Origin of the sequence: Moraxella sp. RCAD0137 (assembly GCF_002894025.1) — a bacterium.
Classification (GTDB): Bacteria; Pseudomonadota; Gammaproteobacteria; order Pseudomonadales; family Moraxellaceae; genus Moraxella; species Moraxella porci.
The window spans coordinates 1-18,327 of record NZ_LTCC01000021.1 but is presented as its reverse complement, the minus strand read 5'-3'; the positions used below and the strand labels follow the sequence as shown (position 1 = coordinate 18,327).

16 protein-coding genes and 1 rRNA gene are annotated in these 18,327 nt (G+C 48.5%); 12 read left to right on the top strand and 5 right to left on the bottom strand.

All coding sequences use genetic code 11. From position 1 onward, the window contains the following. Nucleotides 1-113, top strand: a 5S ribosomal RNA gene (rrf, locus tag AZ602_RS09465); the annotation flags it as partial. 118 nt (nt 114-231) lie between these two features. On the opposite strand, the gene AZ602_RS09460 is transcribed toward rrf, so the two are convergent. Both AZ602_RS09460 and AZ602_RS09455 read right to left on the bottom strand, forming a co-directional pair. After that, complete coding sequence (locus AZ602_RS09460) at nt 232-1,041, bottom strand: Cof-type HAD-IIB family hydrolase (protein ID WP_103034688.1); 810 nt, start codon at nt 1,039-1,041, stop codon at nt 232-234. Further along, the gene (locus tag AZ602_RS09455; RefSeq protein ID WP_199174118.1) at nt 1,034-1,654 is read right to left on the bottom strand and encodes a DedA family protein; all 621 of its coding nucleotides are present in this window, start codon (nt 1,652-1,654) and stop codon (nt 1,034-1,036) included. Before AZ602_RS09455 ends, AZ602_RS09460 begins: the two co-directional genes overlap by 8 nt. Nucleotides 1,655-1,836: 182 nt before the next feature. Between AZ602_RS09455 and AZ602_RS09450 the strand changes: the two genes are divergently transcribed. The 6 genes from AZ602_RS09450 to AZ602_RS09425 all read left to right on the top strand — a co-directional run bounded on the left by AZ602_RS09450 (nt 1,837) and on the right by AZ602_RS09425 (nt 8,746). Then, nucleotides 1,837-2,508, top strand: a complete 672-nt coding sequence (locus tag AZ602_RS09450; RefSeq protein WP_103034687.1) for a response regulator — start codon at nt 1,837-1,839, stop codon at nt 2,506-2,508. Nucleotides 2,509-2,603: 95 nt separating this feature from the next. Beyond that, a complete protein-coding gene (locus tag AZ602_RS09445) occupies nt 2,604-4,052 on the top strand; it encodes an ATP-binding protein (RefSeq protein WP_227525214.1) in 1,449 nt (482 codons plus the stop codon). 313 nt (nt 4,053-4,365) lie between these two features. Continuing rightward, nucleotides 4,366-5,088, top strand: a complete 723-nt coding sequence (locus AZ602_RS09440; RefSeq protein WP_103034685.1) for a cell division protein FtsQ/DivIB — start codon at nt 4,366-4,368, stop codon at nt 5,086-5,088. 73 nt (nt 5,089-5,161) lie between these two features. Next, on the top strand, nt 5,162-6,460 hold the full coding sequence (ftsA, locus tag AZ602_RS09435; RefSeq protein ID WP_103034684.1) for a cell division protein FtsA: 1,299 nt from the start codon (nt 5,162-5,164) through the stop codon (nt 6,458-6,460). A gap of 187 nt (nt 6,461-6,647) precedes the next feature. Beyond that, on the top strand, nt 6,648-7,769 hold the full coding sequence (gene ftsZ, locus AZ602_RS09430) for a cell division protein FtsZ (protein ID WP_103034683.1): 1,122 nt from the start codon (nt 6,648-6,650) through the stop codon (nt 7,767-7,769). A 95-nt stretch (nt 7,770-7,864) separates the two neighbouring features. Next, the gene (locus AZ602_RS09425; protein ID WP_103034682.1) at nt 7,865-8,746 is read left to right on the top strand and encodes a PHP domain-containing protein; all 882 of its coding nucleotides are present in this window, start codon (nt 7,865-7,867) and stop codon (nt 8,744-8,746) included. A 46-nt stretch (nt 8,747-8,792) separates the two neighbouring features. Here the strand turns inward: AZ602_RS09425 and AZ602_RS09420 are convergent, their stop codons facing one another. From AZ602_RS09420 to AZ602_RS09410, 3 genes are all read right to left on the bottom strand, one after another. Next, nucleotides 8,793-9,782 (bottom strand): regulatory protein RecX, encoded by a 990-nt coding sequence (locus AZ602_RS09420; RefSeq protein ID WP_227525213.1) that lies wholly within the window; start codon nt 9,780-9,782, stop codon nt 8,793-8,795. Nucleotides 9,783-9,809: 27 nt separating this feature from the next. Continuing rightward, nucleotides 9,810-10,877: a recombinase RecA gene (gene recA, locus AZ602_RS09415; RefSeq protein WP_103034681.1), complete on the bottom strand. Its 1,068-nt coding sequence runs from the start codon at nt 10,875-10,877 to the stop codon at nt 9,810-9,812. Between the two features lie 208 nt (nt 10,878-11,085). Continuing rightward, nucleotides 11,086-12,003, bottom strand: a complete 918-nt coding sequence (locus AZ602_RS09410) for a LysR family transcriptional regulator (protein WP_103034680.1) — start codon at nt 12,001-12,003, stop codon at nt 11,086-11,088. A 207-nt stretch (nt 12,004-12,210) separates the two neighbouring features. On the opposite strand from AZ602_RS09410, the gene hppD reads away from it, so the two are divergent. The 5 genes from hppD to AZ602_RS09385 all read left to right on the top strand — a co-directional run bounded on the left by hppD (nt 12,211) and on the right by AZ602_RS09385 (nt 18,254). Further along, nucleotides 12,211-13,290 (top strand): 4-hydroxyphenylpyruvate dioxygenase, encoded by a 1,080-nt coding sequence (gene hppD / locus AZ602_RS09405; protein WP_103034679.1) that lies wholly within the window; start codon nt 12,211-12,213, stop codon nt 13,288-13,290. Nucleotides 13,291-13,607: 317 nt separating this feature from the next. Beyond that, the gene (locus AZ602_RS09400) at nt 13,608-15,008 is read left to right on the top strand and encodes a Na+/H+ antiporter NhaC family protein (protein WP_103034678.1); all 1,401 of its coding nucleotides are present in this window, start codon (nt 13,608-13,610) and stop codon (nt 15,006-15,008) included. A gap of 89 nt (nt 15,009-15,097) precedes the next feature. After that, nucleotides 15,098-15,730, top strand: a complete 633-nt coding sequence (maiA, locus tag AZ602_RS09395) for a maleylacetoacetate isomerase (protein WP_103034677.1) — start codon at nt 15,098-15,100, stop codon at nt 15,728-15,730. A gap of 699 nt (nt 15,731-16,429) precedes the next feature. Continuing rightward, the gene (locus AZ602_RS09390) at nt 16,430-17,809 is read left to right on the top strand and encodes an FAD-binding oxidoreductase (protein ID WP_255409097.1); all 1,380 of its coding nucleotides are present in this window, start codon (nt 16,430-16,432) and stop codon (nt 17,807-17,809) included. Beyond that, a complete protein-coding gene (locus tag AZ602_RS09385; RefSeq protein ID WP_103034676.1) occupies nt 17,799-18,254 on the top strand; it encodes a Tfp pilus assembly protein FimT/FimU in 456 nt (151 codons plus the stop codon). The genes AZ602_RS09390 and AZ602_RS09385 overlap by 11 nt, the downstream gene beginning before the upstream one ends. The last annotated feature ends 73 nt before the right edge of the window (nt 18,255-18,327 follow it).

Below are 18,327 nucleotides of genomic sequence, written 5' to 3'. Positions count from 1 at the left end.
CTGACGACAATAGCAAGATGGAACCACCTGATCCCTTCCCGAACTCAGAAGTGAAACGTCTTAGCGCCGATGGTAGTGTGGTTCGCCCATGTGAGAGTAGGTCATCGTCAGCACCTTATTTTAAGCCCCCTTACAGAGATGTGAGGGGGTTTTTGTTGGGGTTGGGGGGTTACACATATTTAAGAATGGATCATTTACCATCATCATTCAGAGTGATTTGGTAGCGTGGGATTATGTGATCCATCCCAGCGCATCAAGGATCTGTGCAATGCCATCCTCATCGTGACGAGGTGCTATAATATCTGCAGCTTGCTTGGTTTTTGGATGGGCGTTCCCCATGGCAATGGCAGTGCCAACCAAGTCAAACATTTCTAGATCGTTTAGGCCATCGCCAAATGCTGCTGCATCCTGAGGCTCGATATTAAGCTTTGCTAACAGCTGCTCGATGGCGCGAGCCTTTGAACTTCTGACATCCAGCACATCCACAGCGTTTGCATGCCAACGAGTGGTTTTGATGCCCTCAGGTAATCTTAAGCCCATGCCTTGTTGTTCTGTATAAAACGCCAAAATCTGATAAATCGGTTCATTCAGCATGTCGGTAGAGTGACGATCGACAAGAATGGGGTGAATGTTTAAAGAGCCGAGTGCTGATCGCAAATAATCGCTGTCAGCAAAGTGATAAACTTCGGATTTGGTCATATAAGCGGTCGCAATTTGATGCTTATCAAAGACATCAAAAATCGATATCACTTGTTCAGGCGTCAATGGGTGATCGAATAGCAGCTGATTTTGATATTGATTGTACTGGCCATTCATGGTCAGCAGATACTCGATACCCACTGTATCTATCAGTTGACGGATGGGTTTGGGTATGATGCCTAGACTGCGACCTGTGGCGATGGCGAGTATGGCGCCTTGCTCTTTAAGTGCCATCAGTGCGCCTTGCACGCTTTTTGGGATGCGCTGCTCATCTTTGATATATAATGTATCATCAATATCAAAGAAAATGATTTTTGGGCGCGCTGTTTGTTGATTAGTCATGTTTCCCCCAAACAGTTTTGATGCGTCGATAAAGTAGATAACTAAAAATCAGCACCATTAGCAGGACGACATAATGGCTAACGGACTCAATATATATCCCCACTTTTTCATAATTAGCACCCAGCACAAAGCCAGCATAAGCCAGTAAGGCGCTCCAAATCATCGAACCCATTGCCGTTAGCATCAAAAACGGTAATAACGACATGCGCGCCATACCTGCTGGAATCGAGATCAAAGAGCGTATCGCTGGAATCATACGCCCAAAAAAAACCACAGTTTTGCCATGTCTATCAAACCATGCTTGGGCGCTGACGATGTCTTTGGGTGTGATTAGTAGATATTTGCCGTAGCGTTCGGTGAGTCGAATGAGTCTGGTTTCATCCAAGCGACTGCCGAGATAATACAAAGGCAAAGCGCCCAGCACAGAGCCGATGGTGCCTGCGATGATCACGCTGATCAAACTAAGTTCACCGATGGCGGCTGCAAATCCTGCAGCGGGCATGATCAGTTCTGAGGGGATGGGTGGAAAGACATTTTCCAAAAACATCATTAGAGCCACTCCGACAAGCCCAAGCTTATCCATGACCATCAAAATCCACTCACTTAATTGCATTGGTTGTGCCTGCTATCAGATCATTTGTGTTAAATCGATGATTTTAACATTTTTGGGCGATCTTTGGGCGGTTTTTGCTGCCTTGTTGGTTTTTTGTGTTTAAGATAAATTTAAGGTTTTTGGGCTAAAATAGGCCAAAATTTTATGCTAAAATCAGCTTTTGACATCCATCTGGTAAAATTATGACCAAAATTTTATTGATCGAAGATGATGCGGACATCGCGCGCGGTTTGATCTCTGGCCTATCCATGCAAGGCATGAGTGTGGAGTGGTTTTCTGACGCCAAAACTGGTGAGGCAGCGCTGCATAACGCTGCGTTTGATGCGGTATTATTGGATTTAAGTTTGCCTAATGGCGATGGCATGCAGGTGCTGGATCATTGGCGCTCAGAAGGCATCACTACGCCTGTCTTGATCATCACCGCACGCGATGCGATTGCCAATCGCGTAGCAGGACTTAATGCTGGCGCTGATGATTATTTGGTGAAACCGTTTGCACTTGATGAGATGATTGCCAGAATCTGGGCATTGATCCGTCGTAGCCAAGGCCGTGCTCAATCGTTGATGGAGTTTGGCTCGTTGAGCTTTGATACGCAAAACCGCCAAGCTTTTATTCAAGGCAAACCGATTGAGCTTAATAATAAAGAGCTGGCATTGTTAGAGCAGTTTTTGGCAGCACCAAAGATGATCCATAGCCGAGCTGCACTTGAGGATAAATTGTATGGTTGGAGCTCAGAGGTGGACAGTAACACCATTGAAGTACATATCCATCATCTGCGCAAAAAGCTGGGCAGTGATTTTATTTTAACCAAACGCGGTATCGGTTATTATCTAAACCCCCGCATGGCAAGCTGATTATAAGACCGGATCGTATTTGCTGTTCATCTGCCGATGCCGTATTTGTCAAATCTTAATTTATCATAAAAACATACATCATAATGCCACTGTCTTTGTTAAAATCATCAAAAAAACCGCTTCCAAACAAACAAGCAACTTATAGCATTCAATCGCGTCTGTTAAAGGTGCTGCTCATCGGGCTGCCAGTGATTTGGCTGGGCGTGGTTGGCACGGTCGGAGTGATGCTGTGGCAGCAAATTAGCAAGCTTGGTGATGCCCAGATGATGCAGCTGTCAACCTACATGCTAGCGTCGTCGGTAGAGTTTTATGATGGTGATGACGATGATGCACTAAGACTGGTGGAAGATGCCAGTTTGTCGCAGGTGCAGACAGCACGGCTGAAAGATTTTGAGGATGAATATACGGGCTTTGCCATTTGGGATGGTAGCGGTCGCTTGCTGATGGCTGATGACAATGGCGAGGAGTTTTTGTTTCGCTCCGATCGGCAGGGTTTTATTAATACCAGTCAGGGCATCAATCCGCTTGAAGATCGCTGGCGATTATTATATGTGCGCGATGAGCAGCATGATCGCGTGTTGGCCGTTGGTCAAAATCTTGAATCTCGTCAAGAGATGATCATGGCAGCAATGCTTGCGCAGCTGTTGCCTGTGGTTTGTGGTCTTTTGTTGTTTTTGTTGTTGGTGTGGTGGTCGATCCGCCGCGGCTTTGCGCCATTAACTGCACTTAGCAAAAACATACAAGCGCGAGATCCTGCAAGCAGCTCACCTTTGGATGTTGAGGTGCCAAAAGAGGTGCAGCCGTTGATCGATGCTTTGAATCGATGGTTTGTTAAAGTCGCTGAAGCCATCAGTCGCGAGGAGCGTTTTACTGCCGATGCGTCACATGAGCTAAAAAGCCCGTTAACAGCGATGAAGCTGCAAGCGGACATGCTTGAGCAGGCGATACTCACCGCATCATTGGATGAAGCCGATGAACGCACCTTGTTCGAGCATAGCCTTGCCATCAAAGCTGGCATTGAGCGCAGCAATCATTTGGTCGGTCAGCTTTTGACCTTGGCAAAACTGTCTGCCGATGATCGTCAAGCGATGGTTTTTGATCAAAAAATAGATTGGCAGGCCATCACCGAGACGGTGCTGAGTCAAAGCAATCTGTTCGCGCGTCAAAAGCACAGTCAGCTCATCCGCCTGCTTGATGATGAGCCAATGACGCTTTATGGCGATGAGACTTTAATAGAAATTTTATTGACCAATTTGATCGATAACGCTATCCGCTATTGTCCTGAGGGCAGCCATATTTGGCTGGAAATTGGCCGCAGCGCCATCTGCGTGTATGACGATGGCATGGGCGTTGACGAGGCGCATTTGTCGCGGCTAAGTGAGCGCTTTTTTCGTCCTTCAGGGCAGGTGCAATCAGGCAGCGGTTTGGGTTTGTCGATCGTGCTGCGCATCTGTCAGTTGCATGGCTTGCAGGCCAATTTTTCCAATCGATACCAAGACAAGCAGCGCATTGGCTTTAGTGTGACCATCACGCCCAAATCTTAATATGAGGCGATAATCATGCTAAAAACTTGTATTTTTGACAAAATTAGCACAGTTAACCAAAAAAAGTGTAATCTTATGTAAAAATCGGCGATTTTTTGGCGATTTTTGCCATTTATCACTTTCACTTATCGATAAAATACGCTAACATATGCTAATTTTTCTCAATGTTAAGTTTGAGCGGCGCTGACTGTGGTTTTTTATGGGATCGGATGATTCAAAAAGTCAAAAATTTGCCATCAAAGCCGAGCAAATCGCCGAAATCTTATGCATAAGATTGATTAAAAAAGTTTGACAATCAGCTGGCAACCTATCCATGACCAAACAGTCCATTCAACAATTTGCATTTAAGCCTTGGCAGTCTGCACTGATCATTCTGCTATTGATTGCTGTGTTTGGATTTTTGGCGGTGTATTTGCTCAAAAATGAAACAGCAAAGCCAGTGGTCATCACAGCCCAAAATCTGTCGGCGGCACAGCATACTGCACTGCAGCGGGCAGTTGAGCCTTTGGGCGGTGTCCGATTTTTTAGTGCTGATTTAAGTCAGATCCATGATAAGATCAGTCAGCTGTCTTGGGTTGAGAGTGCCAGCGTTTATCGGGATTGGCAAAAAGGCGTGGTGGTCTCAGTGACTCCCAGAAAGGCCGTTGCCAATTTTGGCAGTGATCAGTTGGTCGATGCCAATGGCGTGGTATATCAGCCAGCCGATGGCGCGCAGCTGATGGATACACGCTTGGTGAATCTGCACGGTCGCGACACTGAAGCGATGCAAATCATGCAAAAGCTCAAGCGCATCAATACTTGGTATGCGCCTTTGGGCGTGCATGTGCAAGATCTGATTCTCACACCGCGCCAGACTTGGATTGTCCGCTTTGATAATGGCATGCGCATCATGGTTGATCATGAAAACACTGAGCAAAAATTATACAACTTGGCATTACAGCTTCAAAGCTCATTGGCCAGCGATTTTCCCAAAATCGACTCGGTGGATCTGCGCTATAAAAATGGCTTTGCCATCGCGTGGCGCACTCAGGCTTGATGGCGTGATTGGATTGAATTTAAAATGACATCGTATTTGTTGCGGTGATATTGGGGTAGTTTAAGGAAATTGCGTGACTCTTCAGGTGGTAATACACATCAGTTCCACTGCTGTCTGCACAGCCGTCGGTCAATTTGAGACCAAAGGGGCGGAGAAATATCTAAAAATTGCAGCTGTGGGCTTGGCGCACACAGATGCTTATTTTGGCGGTCGTGTGGGTAACCGAGAGCATCTGCTGTCTGCAATTCACAAATCCGTACGCGAAGCCAGTGATATGGCTGGGCTGCAGATCATCTCATCGGCACTGTGTATCGCCTCGCCGGTGATGCAGATGCAAAACATGCAGCAAGCCATCCAAATTGACAGTCCTGATCGCAGCGTAACATCCGAACACATCCATGCCGCCAATCAAGCCATGGCTGCCAAAATCGCTGCCGAAGATCGCGCAGCTTTTCAAATTTGCCGTCAGTTGATTTTTTTGGATGATTATTTTGTTCAAGACGCCAAAGGATTGATGACTGATGAGATCTCGGTGGCAAGCCATGTGATTGATATGCCTGCACATCAACTTAAACAGATGATTGGCCTTGTTGAGCAAGATGATCTGCGGGTCGATGTTGGGATTTTTGATGGCGTGGCAGGCGCAGAATACGCGCTTAGCCAAGAAGAAAAACAAGCAGGCGTTTGCTTTATTGACATCGGCGCTGGCACGACCAAAGTATGCATCTATAAAGATGGCGTGCTGATTTATAGCCGCTGTCTTGAGATGGGTGGCGTAACTGTCGATATGGACATCGCCAAAGAATGCGGCATCGCGCTCGGTGATGCTGACAGCTTTAAGCGCCAAGAAGGCACACTCAATCGCCGCAAATACAGCCCTGGCGCTGTCGTCACCTATAAAAAGCACACCAAACACGAAAAAACCATGCTCAGACGGGAACTTAATCAGGTGATCGAGGCGCGATATCGCAGGCTGTTTGATGGGTTGATTGGTGATATCGATGAGTCGCTGCTGGTGAGCTTGGATGCTGGCATTGTGTTGGCTGGCGGTGGCGCGATGATGGATGGCTTGCTAGATTTTGCTCGTGATCAACTGGGCATCAAGGCTCGCATGATCACAGGCAATCCATACATCAAGCTTGATCCTGAGCATTTGACCGATGACAATATTAAGTTATTAAACAAACATTTGTCGGACAACACATTGCATACAGCCATTGGTGCTTTGTTGTTCATGGGCAGCACACAATTTGCCCAAGATCAACAGATCGAAGAGATGCAAGTCGCTAAGCAAAACTGGTTTAAAGAGTCTTTGGTGAAAATCACCACGCTGTTTGCGCAGTTTTCGGCGTGGATTCGACGAGTTTTTTAATTAAATCTTGCTGCTAATGGCTTGATGACCATTGATTGAGTTTTTACTCAGCGGCATGACAGATAATTTCTTAAAAATTTCTGCGCGTAATGGCTTGAGCGGCTTGCCAAAAATGCCGATTGTGCGTACAATGGTACTATACATTTTTAATTTTACATTTTATCGGAGTTAGGTTATGAAATACGGAATGGCTGATGAATTTCAACCAGAAACCAACGGTCAAGCACGCATCATCGTATTCGGTGTCGGCGGCGGTGGCGGCAATGCCGTGGAGCATATGGTTCGCCAAAACATTTCTGGCATCACTTTTGTCTGCGCCAATACCGACCTACAAGCTCTGAACAAACTGTCTGCACCAAATAAAATTCAGATCGGTGCCGATGCCACGCGTGGCTTGGGTGCAGGCGCCAATCCTGAAGTCGGTCGTAATGCCGCTGAAAGCAACGAAGATGAGATTCGTGCCATGCTTGAGGGCTATAACATGGCTTTCATCACCGCAGGTATGGGCGGCGGTACAGGCACAGGCGCTGCCCCAGTGGTGGCGCGCATCGCCAAAGAAATGGGTATCTTGACAGTGGCTGTCGTCACCACACCATTTACCTTTGAAGGTAAGCGCCGCGCTGCAGCTGCGCGTAATGGCATTGATGCACTGACTCAGCATGTCGATTCGATCATCACCATTCCAAATGACAAGCTGACCCAAGCGTATCGCAACCTAACCATGGTCGATGCCTTTAAAAAGGCAGACGATGTGCTATTGCACGCGGTAAATGGCTTGACCGAAACCATCGTCAATCCTGGTATGATTAACATTGACTTTGAAGATGTGCGCACTGCAATGAGTGCCAAAGGCCATGCGATGATGGGTATCGGCCGCGCCAGTGGCACTAACCGTGCTGCCGAAGCGATGGAAAAAGCGATCCGCTCACCACTGCTTGATGACCTAAATCTGCGCAATGCTCAAGGTTTGATCATCAATATCATCGGCTCTGGTGTGAGCATGGATGAGGTGATGTCGATCGTTGCCATCGGTGAGGGCATGATGGATGAAGACGCACATGTATTTTATGGCTTGGTCGAAGATCCAGACATGGAAGATGAAATCCATGTGACTGTGGTAGCCACAGGCTTGACAGTCAATGATCAGCCAGCGCCGACCAAAGTAAAAGTCGAGCCACAGCCTTCATTGGATCAGCATACCAGCGCATTGGCTGAAGAAAATCGTCAAGCGCCATCTGTGCGTCAAAGCTCACCAAAGCCAATTAGCGTCGGTACATTCCTACAAAGAGAACAGCAAAAAAACAGCTGATTGACTTTAAAGCCCTGCCATGTGGTGGGGCTTTTTGATGGATCATATTGCCATATATGGCCAGATGATCTCAACCCTTTGCCGCTTTGATATTCATGACAAAAATAGATTTACACACTCACAGCACCTGCTCTGATGGCACCAATACACCCACCAGACTGATCGAGCTTGCCAAACAAGCCGGCATCGATCTGCTCGCCTTAACCGATCATGATACTGTGGCAGGACTAGAGGAGGCGCGCAGTGCCGCCGATGCTGCTGGTATTCGACTGATAGATGGGGTGGAGATCAGCTGCACGCATACGCTGTCAGGCGGCTATGGCAAGCATCAGCAGATCGACAAGATCATCCATGTGGTCGCATTAAATTTTCATGACATCAATCGGATGCATCAAGCGCTGCAAAGTCTGCAAGACAGCCGCCATCAGCGCGGTCAAGCGATGGTCAATAAGCTGTCAGAGCTGATCGATGATGGCAAAGCAGCTTTGCAAGCGCGTCTATGGCAGGCAGTGTTGGCGAAAGTTGGCGGTAATCCGCGTGCAGTCGGTCGAGCGCACATCGCCCAAGTGCTGCATGAGATGGGGTTTGTGGGATCGGTACAAGCGGCTTTTGATAAATATCTGGCGGATAATAAGCCTGCTTATGTGCCGATCCAGACCATCAGCATGGCCGAAGCTGTGGCGCTGATCCATGACTGCGGTGGCATTGCTGTGCTGGCGCATCCGACACGCTATAAGCTGTCAGCGACGCGTATCCAAAGACTGATCGCTGACTTTGCTGAGTGCGGCGGAGATGGCTGCGAGCTGCCCAATGCCGAACCTGTCAGCACGGTGGATATGGTCAGCCGAGCCATCGCCAAGCATGGACTGCTGGTGTCTGTTGGCAGCGATTATCATGGTGCCAATATGCCGTGGCGAAAACTTGGCGCGACCGCCACTCCCCGAGTGGGTCAAACAGGTGTTTGGTCACGATTTTGATACAATCTGCGCTATTTAATTTTAAGCGTCAGTAAACGATGCTGTACTAAAAATCCGATGGACGCAGCTTTAAAGCATCCAAACAAACGCCCATCTCAAAACCCCGATATTGCAAAAATCGCAACTGCCGTGCTTTTTCTTTGGGCGTGGTGGGAATGCTGTCGCCATATTTTCTGGTGCGCGCTTCGACAGCAAGCCGAAGCCAGTCCACTTCCTCGCCATCATCAGCCAATGCTGTGCCATCTGTGAGGCTATCGATACCAGCTTGCTCAATCAATGCATCCAGTGAGTCTGGCAGGGTGATGTGCGCTGACTTTAGCGCCTGACGGATGTGGATTTTGCCGCGACCTTTGCGGATGCTTTCACGAATCAACATGGCAGCACAGCGCTCATCAGACTGATAGCCTTTGTCAGCGAATTCTTCGATGAGTGCATCGACGGCGACAGGATCGCAGTCTTTGGCGAGCAGCTTTTGGCGCAGCTCATGTCGGGACAGTTCACGGTTTGATAGATAATAAAACGCCAGCCAGCGCATGTAGTTGGTCGCGCGATCATTGATAGCCAGTGGCTCGATCGCGACATCAGATAAGGCAGCGGCAAGCTTGTCGGTGATGACGGCATTGGTTTGACCAAGCTTGGCATCATCAAGCAGGGCTTTGATTTTGGGTGTGTCATCCTGAGCTTGGCGACGACGGCGAGTTTTGCCGATCGCTTTGGGCTTTTGTACTTCATCAGCGCAGGTTTGTTCATCTGATGCCGTGCTTGGCTTGGGCTGTGTCTGATGGCTAGGCGTATCATGCGCATCAGCCGCTTTACGGGATGCGAGTTTTGTTTGTGGTTTATTGGCTGTCTTTTTGGTGGTGTGCTTGGCGGAGGCTGGTTTTTTGGCGCGCAGCTGTGGTTGTTTAAAAGCTGGCTTGGTGGTCGTGAGCGCATAAAAATTGGACGCATCAAGTACGGTTGGCTGATACGACTCGGCAGAAACAGGCGACTCGCCCATTTCTGCCAAGATTTCAGATAAGGTTTTGATGGTCATGGTTGATTAGACAATGACTAAGCTTGATTAAAAGGCGTCGACATCTTCCATGCCTTCGACAAATTCAGGCACCTCATCAGGCTCGTCTGCAGATGGCGCAGGCTGGGTGGCAAGCTTAGCTTCGCGCACCTTGGCCTCAATCTCAGCGGCGATGGCAGGGTTTTCTTGTAGGTATTTGACGGTATTGGCTTTACCTTGGCCGATTTTGCCGTCGCCATAGCTGTACCATGCGCCTGATTTGTTGACAGCGCCGATGTCCACACCCAAATCGATGACCTCGCCCAAGCGGTTGATGCCCTCACCGTAGAGGATTTGGAATTCGGTTTGGCGAAACGGAGGCGCCATTTTGTTTTTGATGACTTTGACGCGCGTTTCTGAGCCGACGATTTCTTCGCCTTCTTTCACGCCACCGATACGACGAATGTCTAGGCGTACTGAGGCGTAGAATTTAAGCGCATTACCGCCAGTGGTGGTCTCAGGTGAGCCGAACATGACGCCGATTTTCATACGGATTTGGTTAATAAAAATCACCATGCAGTTTGAGCGCTTGGCATTACCGGTGATCTTGCGCAGAGCTTGGCTCATCAGACGCGCTTGCAGACCCATGTGGCTGTCGCCCATTTCGCCTTCGATTTCGGCTTTTGGGGTGAGGGCGGCGACTGAGTCCACGACGATCATGTCGATGGCACCCGAGCGCACCAGCATATCAGCGATCTCAAGGGCTTGTTCGCCATTGTCAGGTTGTGAGACCAATAGGGCATCGATGTCCACGCCCAGTTTTTTGGCGTAGATCGGATCGAGTGCGTGTTCAGCATCGATGAACGCACAAGTACCGCCTTGCTTTTGGCATTCGGCGATGGTCTGCAAGGTCAGAGTGGTTTTGCCCGAGCTTTCAGGGCCGAAGATCTCGATGATACGACCTTTTGGCAGGCCACCAATACCCAAAGCGATGTCTAGACCCAGTGAGCCTGTTGAGACCACATCCACATCCAGCTTGGCAGTCTCATCACCTAAGTGCATGATGGTATTTTTGCCGAACTGTTTTTCAATTTGTGCCAAGGCAGCCTTGAGTGCTTTTTCTTTATTTTCGTCCACGGTGGATTCCTTTGATGAGGGCAATGCGTCTGATAGCGCTTGCCGTATGAATAGTCACGATGATTAATTATAACATACAATAGCACATTAGATCGAAAAAATCATCTGCAAAAACCCCAACTTGATGGCGTGGATCTGGGCGTCAAGTTTTGGTGTCACACTCATCGGATGTGCCTTTTGCTTTATTTAAATGATGTTCAGTCATCGATCAGCCATGGCAGTCGGGCGCATTAACAGACCAACTATTGGCATGGGCATGGAGGAAAGTCATGAATGCTGTGATCGCAGGCGTGGCAGATCGTCGCTTGTGGGTGTAGAGCATGAATCGGCGGCTGATGATCGGGGAGGCTAAAGGAATCATCACCAGTCCATGCTGATCCACCCAATTTTTGGCATAAGGCATGGCGATGGTAAGACCAAAGCCCTTTTGGGTCATGCCCAGCGCAGTCGATAAAAAATTCACCTGATAATCAGGGCGAAAGAGGCGATGGCTGATCTCTTTGGGCAGCTCATCGATCAGCTTTTGGGTGAAACTCCCCCGCAGCGTGGTCACAGGCTCATCGATATCATCCCAAGCCACCCATTGTCGATCGGCAAAGGCGTGGCAAGGTGGCACCACCAAACAAAAATCAGCAGAAAAAAGTGCACTGGCAGCGACATCTTGGATCAGCACGCGCTCAGGCCCGATGCCGATATCCGCCTCCAATGACTGCACGCGGCTGATGACCTCTTCGATGGAGCAGTCCAGTAGAGTCACTTGAATGTTCGGGTGCGCTTGGCGAAACTGATGAATCAAACCTGGCATCGCTGATGCAGCCAGCTGCTGTGAGACCGCCAGACGCACTTTGCCTTGATCGAAATCTTTGAGATCATCAAGTTCATTGCCCAGCAGCCTTAGCTCGCCCAACACCCGAAATGCATAAGGCAGCAGCCGCTCGCCTGCACCAGACAGATGCAGCTGCCGTGTGGTGCGATCAAACAACTGCACCCCCAAATTTTTCTCAAGCTCTTTGATAATACCGCTTAATGATGACTGTGTCAGATGCAGCTCATCGGCAGCTTTGGTAAAGCTTTTATATTCGGCGATGGCCACGAAGGCTCTGAGTTGTCGCAGGGTGATATTCATTGAATCATCCGATAAATAAAAGAAAAAAACTGTTTGTCTAACATCTTTGCTTATTCTATGATAAAGCCATCAGCTTGGCAATGATGGCGTATCAATCTTTGAGGTTCTGTGAATTTGATGAGTTTTTCGCATTTTTTGCCAGACTGATTTGGGATTAATATCTGATCAAAATTTCATGATAATCATCTGGGATATGGAGGAAATGTAATGGATTTATTTGATAACCCAATGGGATTGTGCGGCTTTGAATTTGTAGAATTTGCAAGTCCGACACCAAATGTGCTTGAGCCATTGTTTGAAAAAATGGGCTTTACGCTCGTTGCCAAGCATCGCTCAAAAGACGTGCTACTGTACCGTCAAGGCGGCATTAATTTTATCGTCAATCGTGAGCCGAAGTCTGAGGCGATGTACTTTGCCAATGAGCATGGCCCATCGGCGTGCGGTATGGCATTTCGGGTGCGTGATTCGCAGTTTGCCTATCAGCGTGCCATTGAGCTGGGGGCTCAGCCTGTACAGATTCCGACATCGGTGATGGAGCTTCGCCTGCCTGCGATCAAGGGTATCGGTGGTGCACCTTTGTATTTGATTGACCGCTATGAGGATGGCAAATCGATTTATGATATTGATTTTGAATTCATCGAAGGGGTGGATCGACATCCGGTCGGTTATGGCTTTTCGGTGGTGGATCATCTGACGCACAATGTCTATCGTGGGCGTATGGATTATTGGGCGAAGTTTTATGAAAAATTGTTCAATTTCCAAGAAATTCGCTATTTTGACATCAAAGGTGAATACACAGGATTGACCAGTCGTGCGATGACTGCACCAGATGGCTTGATTCGCATTCCATTGAACGAAGAGTCCAAGCAAGGCGGCGGTCAGATTGAAGAGTATCTGATGGCGTTCGGTGGTGAGGGTATTCAGCATATTGCGTTATTGACCGATGATTTGCTTGGTGCGATTGATAAGCTCAGAGCCGCTGGCATTCCGCTGATGACTGCGCCCAATGATGCGTATTATGAGATGCTTGATGAACGCCTACCAAATCATGGCGAAGATGTCAAAGCACTACAATCTCGCGGTATTTTGCTTGATGGTACGACCGAAGGCGGTCAGCCACGCCTATTATTGCAGATTTTCTCAGAGACGGCGCTTGGCCCTGTATTCTTTGAGTTTATTCAGCGTAAAGGCGATTATCGCGAAGGTTTTGGCGAAGGCAACTTTAAGGCACTGTTTGAGAGCCTTGAACGAGATCAGATCCGCCGTGGTGCTTTGGCGGTGGAGTGATTGATTATTTTAAGAAAATAACTTAAAAGGATGATCAGCACCCATCAGCACTGGGATTGATATTAATCGATGCGGTTGATGGGTGTTTTGCAATGGATAGCAAGTGATCAAGTAGGGATATATCACCATTTGTGCGATATTTATCAAGTTTTCTGTGAGTTGGGTGCATCAAAGTTTGTTATAGTAAATGACAGACACACTTGTGATGAATATCCATAGCTGCTTAGCATGGCTCGTCGATTGACAGTCATGGTATCATGGTAGGTTGATTGGCTTTTGCCACTTTGCTATCCGTTATAGGCGTTAAGGATATGGATATGAACGAACACAACAAACACGAACCATTATTGACCATCAGCCCAAGTGCCGCCGTACCGATGGCGATCGTGATGGTCATCATCTTGGGTGTGACGATGATTGCTTGGGGCTGGGTGCCGCATCTATCGCTACTGCTTGTGATTATCGGCTTGATGATGTTTGGCCTGATAAAAGGTGTCAAATTTGACGCCATGCAAGACAAGATGATCAGTGGTGTCGGGGCGGGCATGGGGGCGATTTATCTGTTCTCATTCATTGGGCTATTGGTATCGGCTTTGATGATGTCTGGGGCGATTCCGACGCTGATTTATTATGGCTTTGGTATTTTGTCTGCTGATTTGTTTTATTTATCAGCATTTGTCTTGTCAAGCATCGTCGGCATTGCACTGGGTAGTGGCTTTACGACTTGTGCGACCATTGGGGTGGCGTTTTTGGGTATGGCGGCAGCATTCGGTGCAAACCCCGCCATCGTCGCTGGTGCAGTGGTGTCTGGTTCATTATTTGGTGACAAAATGTCGCCACTGTCTGACACGACCAGTATCGCAGCATCGATTGTTGGTGTGGATTTGTTTGATCATATCAAAAATATGATGTACACCACCGTACCAGCTTGGCTCATCAGCGCAGGGCTGTTTTGGTTCTTATCCAGTGGTCAGCTGTCGGCAGATCTGAATGATGTCACCGTACTCAAAGATCAGCTGGTGGCAAGTGGCTTGGTGCATGGCTATGCGTTGTTGCCATTTGTGGTGCTTGTTGTGTTGGCAGTGTTAAAAGTCAACGCCATTTATACCATCTCAGCGACCATTGCGGTGTCGCTGGTGCTGACCTTTACACACAGCAGTCCAAGCTTGTCTGAGTTGGGCGGTTGGTTCTTTGCAGGCTATGCACCTGCGGAGAATCTGGCGCTTGGTGATGTTGGCAAAATCGTCAGCCGTGGCGGATTACAAAGTATGTTCTTTAGCCAAATTTTGGTGATTTTGGCATTGTCGTTGGGTGGATTGCTCCAAGGCTTGGGCATCTTGCCTGCACTGCTTGATGGGATGCGTCATCTATTGACCAAGGCAAGTCGTGGCGTGGCAGCGGCAGCCTTCACATCACTTGGCATCAATGTGCTGGTTGGTGAGCAGTATTTGAGCTTATTATTATCAGGTAATGCATTTTTGCCTGAGTATAAGCGGCTTGGACTACATCCAAAAAATCTGTCACGCACCATCGAAGATGCTGGCACGGTCATCAATCCGCTTGTGCCGTGGGGCGTGTATGGGGGCTTTTTGGCAGGGACATTTGGGATGCCTGTGGTGGCGTATCTGCCGTATGCGTTCTTTTGTTATCTATGCTTTGTGTTGACGCTGATTTTTGGGTTTACGGGCTTTACCATTACCAAGCTTGATCAGGCATGAAGATCAAGCCAGTTACGAGCTTGGCCATCAAGCAGACCCAAAGCCCACTGGGATTGTGATGTTAATTTACTTCTGATTAAGGATGAATGATGAAACTCTACTCATATTTTCGCAGTTCGGCATCGTATCGTGTGCGTATTGCTTTGGCGCTCAAAGGATTGGATGCTGACATCTTGCCAATCAATCTGCTCAAAGGTGAGCAAAAAAGCGATGATTATCTCGCCATCAATCCCCAAGGGCTGATACCTAGCCTGCAAGTCGCTGATGCCGTGCTATCGCAGTCGCTTGCCATCATGGAGTATTTAGAAGAAGTGGATAACACTGTGCCGCTTTTGCCAAGTGATCCTGTGGCTCGGGCAAGCGTACGCGCGATGGCGCAGCTGATTGCTTGTGAAGTGCATCCGCTGAATAATTTACGCGTGCTTCAATATCTCACCGGTGAGCTGGGTGTCGATGATGCGACCAAGATGACATGGTACGCGCACTGGATTCATCAAGGCTTTGCATCACTTGAAGCGATGCTAAAACAGCACGCAGGTCAATTTTGTTATGGTGATACCCCAACGATGGCAGACTGCTGTCTGATACCACAGGTGTATAATGCCAAGCGGTTCAATGTTGAGTTGTCCAGCTATCCTACCATTATGCGGATTTATGAGCATTGCAACAGCCTGCCGGCTTTTATTCAGGCTCAGCCTGAAAACCAAATCGATCATCACTGATCTTAATGCGCCAGAGTGATTCTGGCGCATCTAGCCTGCATTGATCGGTGGCCATCATAGCGCCTAAGTTTAACAAATCTTCGAGGATATTGCGATCATCAAAAAAAGTTATCCACAATTTTATCCACAAAATTTGTGGAAAAATCGTGAAACCAAAAAGCCCGTTATTTTGGGGAAAATATTTTGATTGATTTGTCAATATTTGGCAGTTAAAATCATAAAAATTTTTATAAGTATATGATTTTTAATGATTTAAAATATGATGATTGATTTGGTTAAATTTTGTACAGTTGCTGCGAAGCCAAGATGAATACACGCTTTGATGACCAAAAGTACGCCGATTTTAAAAAGTTATCCACAGTTTGTGTGGAAAAATATCACCAGCCTAATGATCATAAGGGATGGCGCGAGTGGATAATAGATTTGCAGGCATTTTAATCTGAACCACGCTCAAATCCACCGACTAAAAAACCACCAACTGATCGCTCAAAGCACCTCCAAAATCAGCGATGTTTCACAAAATTGTCATCAAAATCTCTTGGGTTATCTATCAGGCTGCCATTTGTTGAAGTGAGGGTCTTGGGTGTCTGACACCAAAGCATGGCACAAAATGTGGTACAATGATTGGATTAGCAGTGCGATGCGATGCGATGGGCGCTCGCTGAGCCACTGCAAGTTCATATCATAACAAGGATCACCATGAGCAGATATCAGGCGGCGATCACCCAGCTTCAAGCGCGTTTTGATCGCCAGTTATCGACCAATCTCACCGTGCGACAGCAGCATGCGCATACCACCACTTGGCTGAATAACCAGCCTGCTGATGCGGTGCTGACCGCCAAGGATAAATATGATGTGGCAGATGCCGTAAAAATTTGTGCAGAGCATCAGATGCCTGTGGTGGCTTTTGGGATTGGCTCATCACTTGAGGGTCAGCTCAATGCACCACATGGCGGTCTGTGCATCGATATGTCGCAGATGGATCAGGTGCTTGAGGTGAGTGCTGAAGACCTCACCGCCACAGTGCAAGCAGGCGTGACGCGTGAGGCGCTCAATCACTATCTGCGGGATACAGGCTTGTTTTTCCCGCTTGATCCAGGGGCGAATGCCACCATCGGCGGCATGGTCGCGACACGCGCCTCAGGCACCAATGCGGTGCGTTATGGCACGATGAAAGATGTGGTGCTATCCTTAGAGGTGGTACTGCCTGATGGCCAGATCATCAAGACTGGCAGCCGCGCCAAAAAGTCATCGGCAGGCTATGATCTGACGCGCCTGATTGTCGGTTCTGAAGGGACGCTGGGTATTGTCACGGAAGTGACGGTTAAGTTGTTTGGCCAGCCTGAGGTGGTGGGCAGTGGGTTATGTCATTTTCCCAGCATTGATTTGGCATGTCAGGCGACCATCGCCACCATACAGATGTGCCTGCCGATCGCACGCATCGAGCTGCTCGATCCTGTACAGATCCGTGCGTGCAATCAGTATTCACAGCTGAATCTGGCAGAGCAGGCGACTTTATTTGTTGAATTTCATGGCACACAGCAAAGTGTGGCCGAGCAGACAGCGCTGTTTGCCGAGATCATCGCGGACTTTGGCGGCGCTGATTTTAGTTGGCATAGCGACGAGGCGGCGCGCAAAAAGCTGTGGACAGCCAGACATCATGCGTATTTTGCCGCGTGCGCCTTAAGACCTGAGGCCAAGGGTCTATCCACCGATGCTTGCGTGCCGATCTCACGACTGGCCGACTGCGTCACCGCCACTCAAGATGACATCATTGCCTCTGGCATGCTGGCGCCGATCGTCGGTCATGTCGGTGATGGCAATTTTCATGTGCTGCTGTTGGTCGATACCAACAATCCTGATGAGATCAAAAAAGCAGAAGAGATCATCGGTAGACTGGCGCATCGCGCCATCGAGATGGGTGGCACTTGCACAGGCGAGCATGGCGTAGGGCAAGGCAAGCGCAAATATATGGCTGTAGAACATGGCGAGGCGCTCAAAGTGATGCGCGCCATCAAGCAAGCCATCGACCCAAATAACATCATGAACCCAGATAAAATCTGGCCAGATGAACTGTAAAACTGCCGCCTGCCGATCGTTTCGCCATCAAGCAGGTGTGACGATGATCGAGCTGCTGACAGTGCTTGGCATCATCGCGGTGATGGTGATGATCGCGCTGCCTGCTTATGACAGGCTGATGCAGCGTTATGAGTCGCACAGCGTCGCTCGCCATATCCAAGAGGCCATCCGCCGTGCCAAAATCGAAGCGGCGCTGCACCAAAAAGATGTCATCGTCTGCACCACTAATGATGCAGGTGCCTGCGATCGCTTCGGTCAAAGCGCTTTGATGGTGTTTGTCGATAAAAATCGCAACAACCGCCCAGATGCTGCTGATGTGATGGCACTCAATCAGCCTTTGCAGCTACAGCACGGCATGCTGTCGATGAATGTGTCTTTGTCGCGTCATTACATCAAATTTATCCTTCGTTGCCGTAAAACCACCGACTTCAGGCGGTGGATATAAGGCAACTCCGCAATCATGTTTACGCATGGACGTTGTTTAGCGTGGTGTATTCTGCTGTTCAATGTACTGGCGG

What these genes read in the sequence shown, in the direction of transcription:
- AZ602_RS09460 (WP_103034688.1), bottom strand. Translation starts at nt 1,041, where the DNA reads ATGACTAATCAACAAACAGCGCGCCCAAAAATCATTTTCTTTGATATT.
- AZ602_RS09455 (WP_199174118.1), bottom strand. Translation starts at nt 1,654, where the DNA reads ATGCAATTAAGTGAGTGGATTTTGATGGTCATGGATAAGCTTGGGCTT.
- AZ602_RS09450 (WP_103034687.1), top strand. Translation starts at nt 1,837, where the DNA reads ATGACCAAAATTTTATTGATCGAAGATGATGCGGACATCGCGCGCGGT.
- AZ602_RS09440 (WP_103034685.1), top strand. Translation starts at nt 4,366, where the DNA reads ATGACCAAACAGTCCATTCAACAATTTGCATTTAAGCCTTGGCAGTCT.
- ftsZ (WP_103034683.1), top strand. Translation starts at nt 6,648, where the DNA reads ATGGCTGATGAATTTCAACCAGAAACCAACGGTCAAGCACGCATCATC.
- AZ602_RS09425 (WP_103034682.1), top strand. Translation starts at nt 7,865, where the DNA reads ATGACAAAAATAGATTTACACACTCACAGCACCTGCTCTGATGGCACC.
- AZ602_RS09420 (WP_227525213.1), bottom strand. Translation starts at nt 9,782, where the DNA reads ATGACCATCAAAACCTTATCTGAAATCTTGGCAGAAATGGGCGAGTCG.
- AZ602_RS09410 (WP_103034680.1), bottom strand. Translation starts at nt 12,003, where the DNA reads ATGAATATCACCCTGCGACAACTCAGAGCCTTCGTGGCCATCGCCGAA.
- hppD (WP_103034679.1), top strand. Translation starts at nt 12,211, where the DNA reads ATGGATTTATTTGATAACCCAATGGGATTGTGCGGCTTTGAATTTGTA.
- AZ602_RS09400 (WP_103034678.1), top strand. Translation starts at nt 13,608, where the DNA reads ATGAACGAACACAACAAACACGAACCATTATTGACCATCAGCCCAAGT.
- maiA (WP_103034677.1), top strand. Translation starts at nt 15,098, where the DNA reads ATGAAACTCTACTCATATTTTCGCAGTTCGGCATCGTATCGTGTGCGT.
- AZ602_RS09390 (WP_255409097.1), top strand. Translation starts at nt 16,430, where the DNA reads ATGAGCAGATATCAGGCGGCGATCACCCAGCTTCAAGCGCGTTTTGAT.
- AZ602_RS09385 (WP_103034676.1), top strand. Translation starts at nt 17,799, where the DNA reads ATGAACTGTAAAACTGCCGCCTGCCGATCGTTTCGCCATCAAGCAGGT.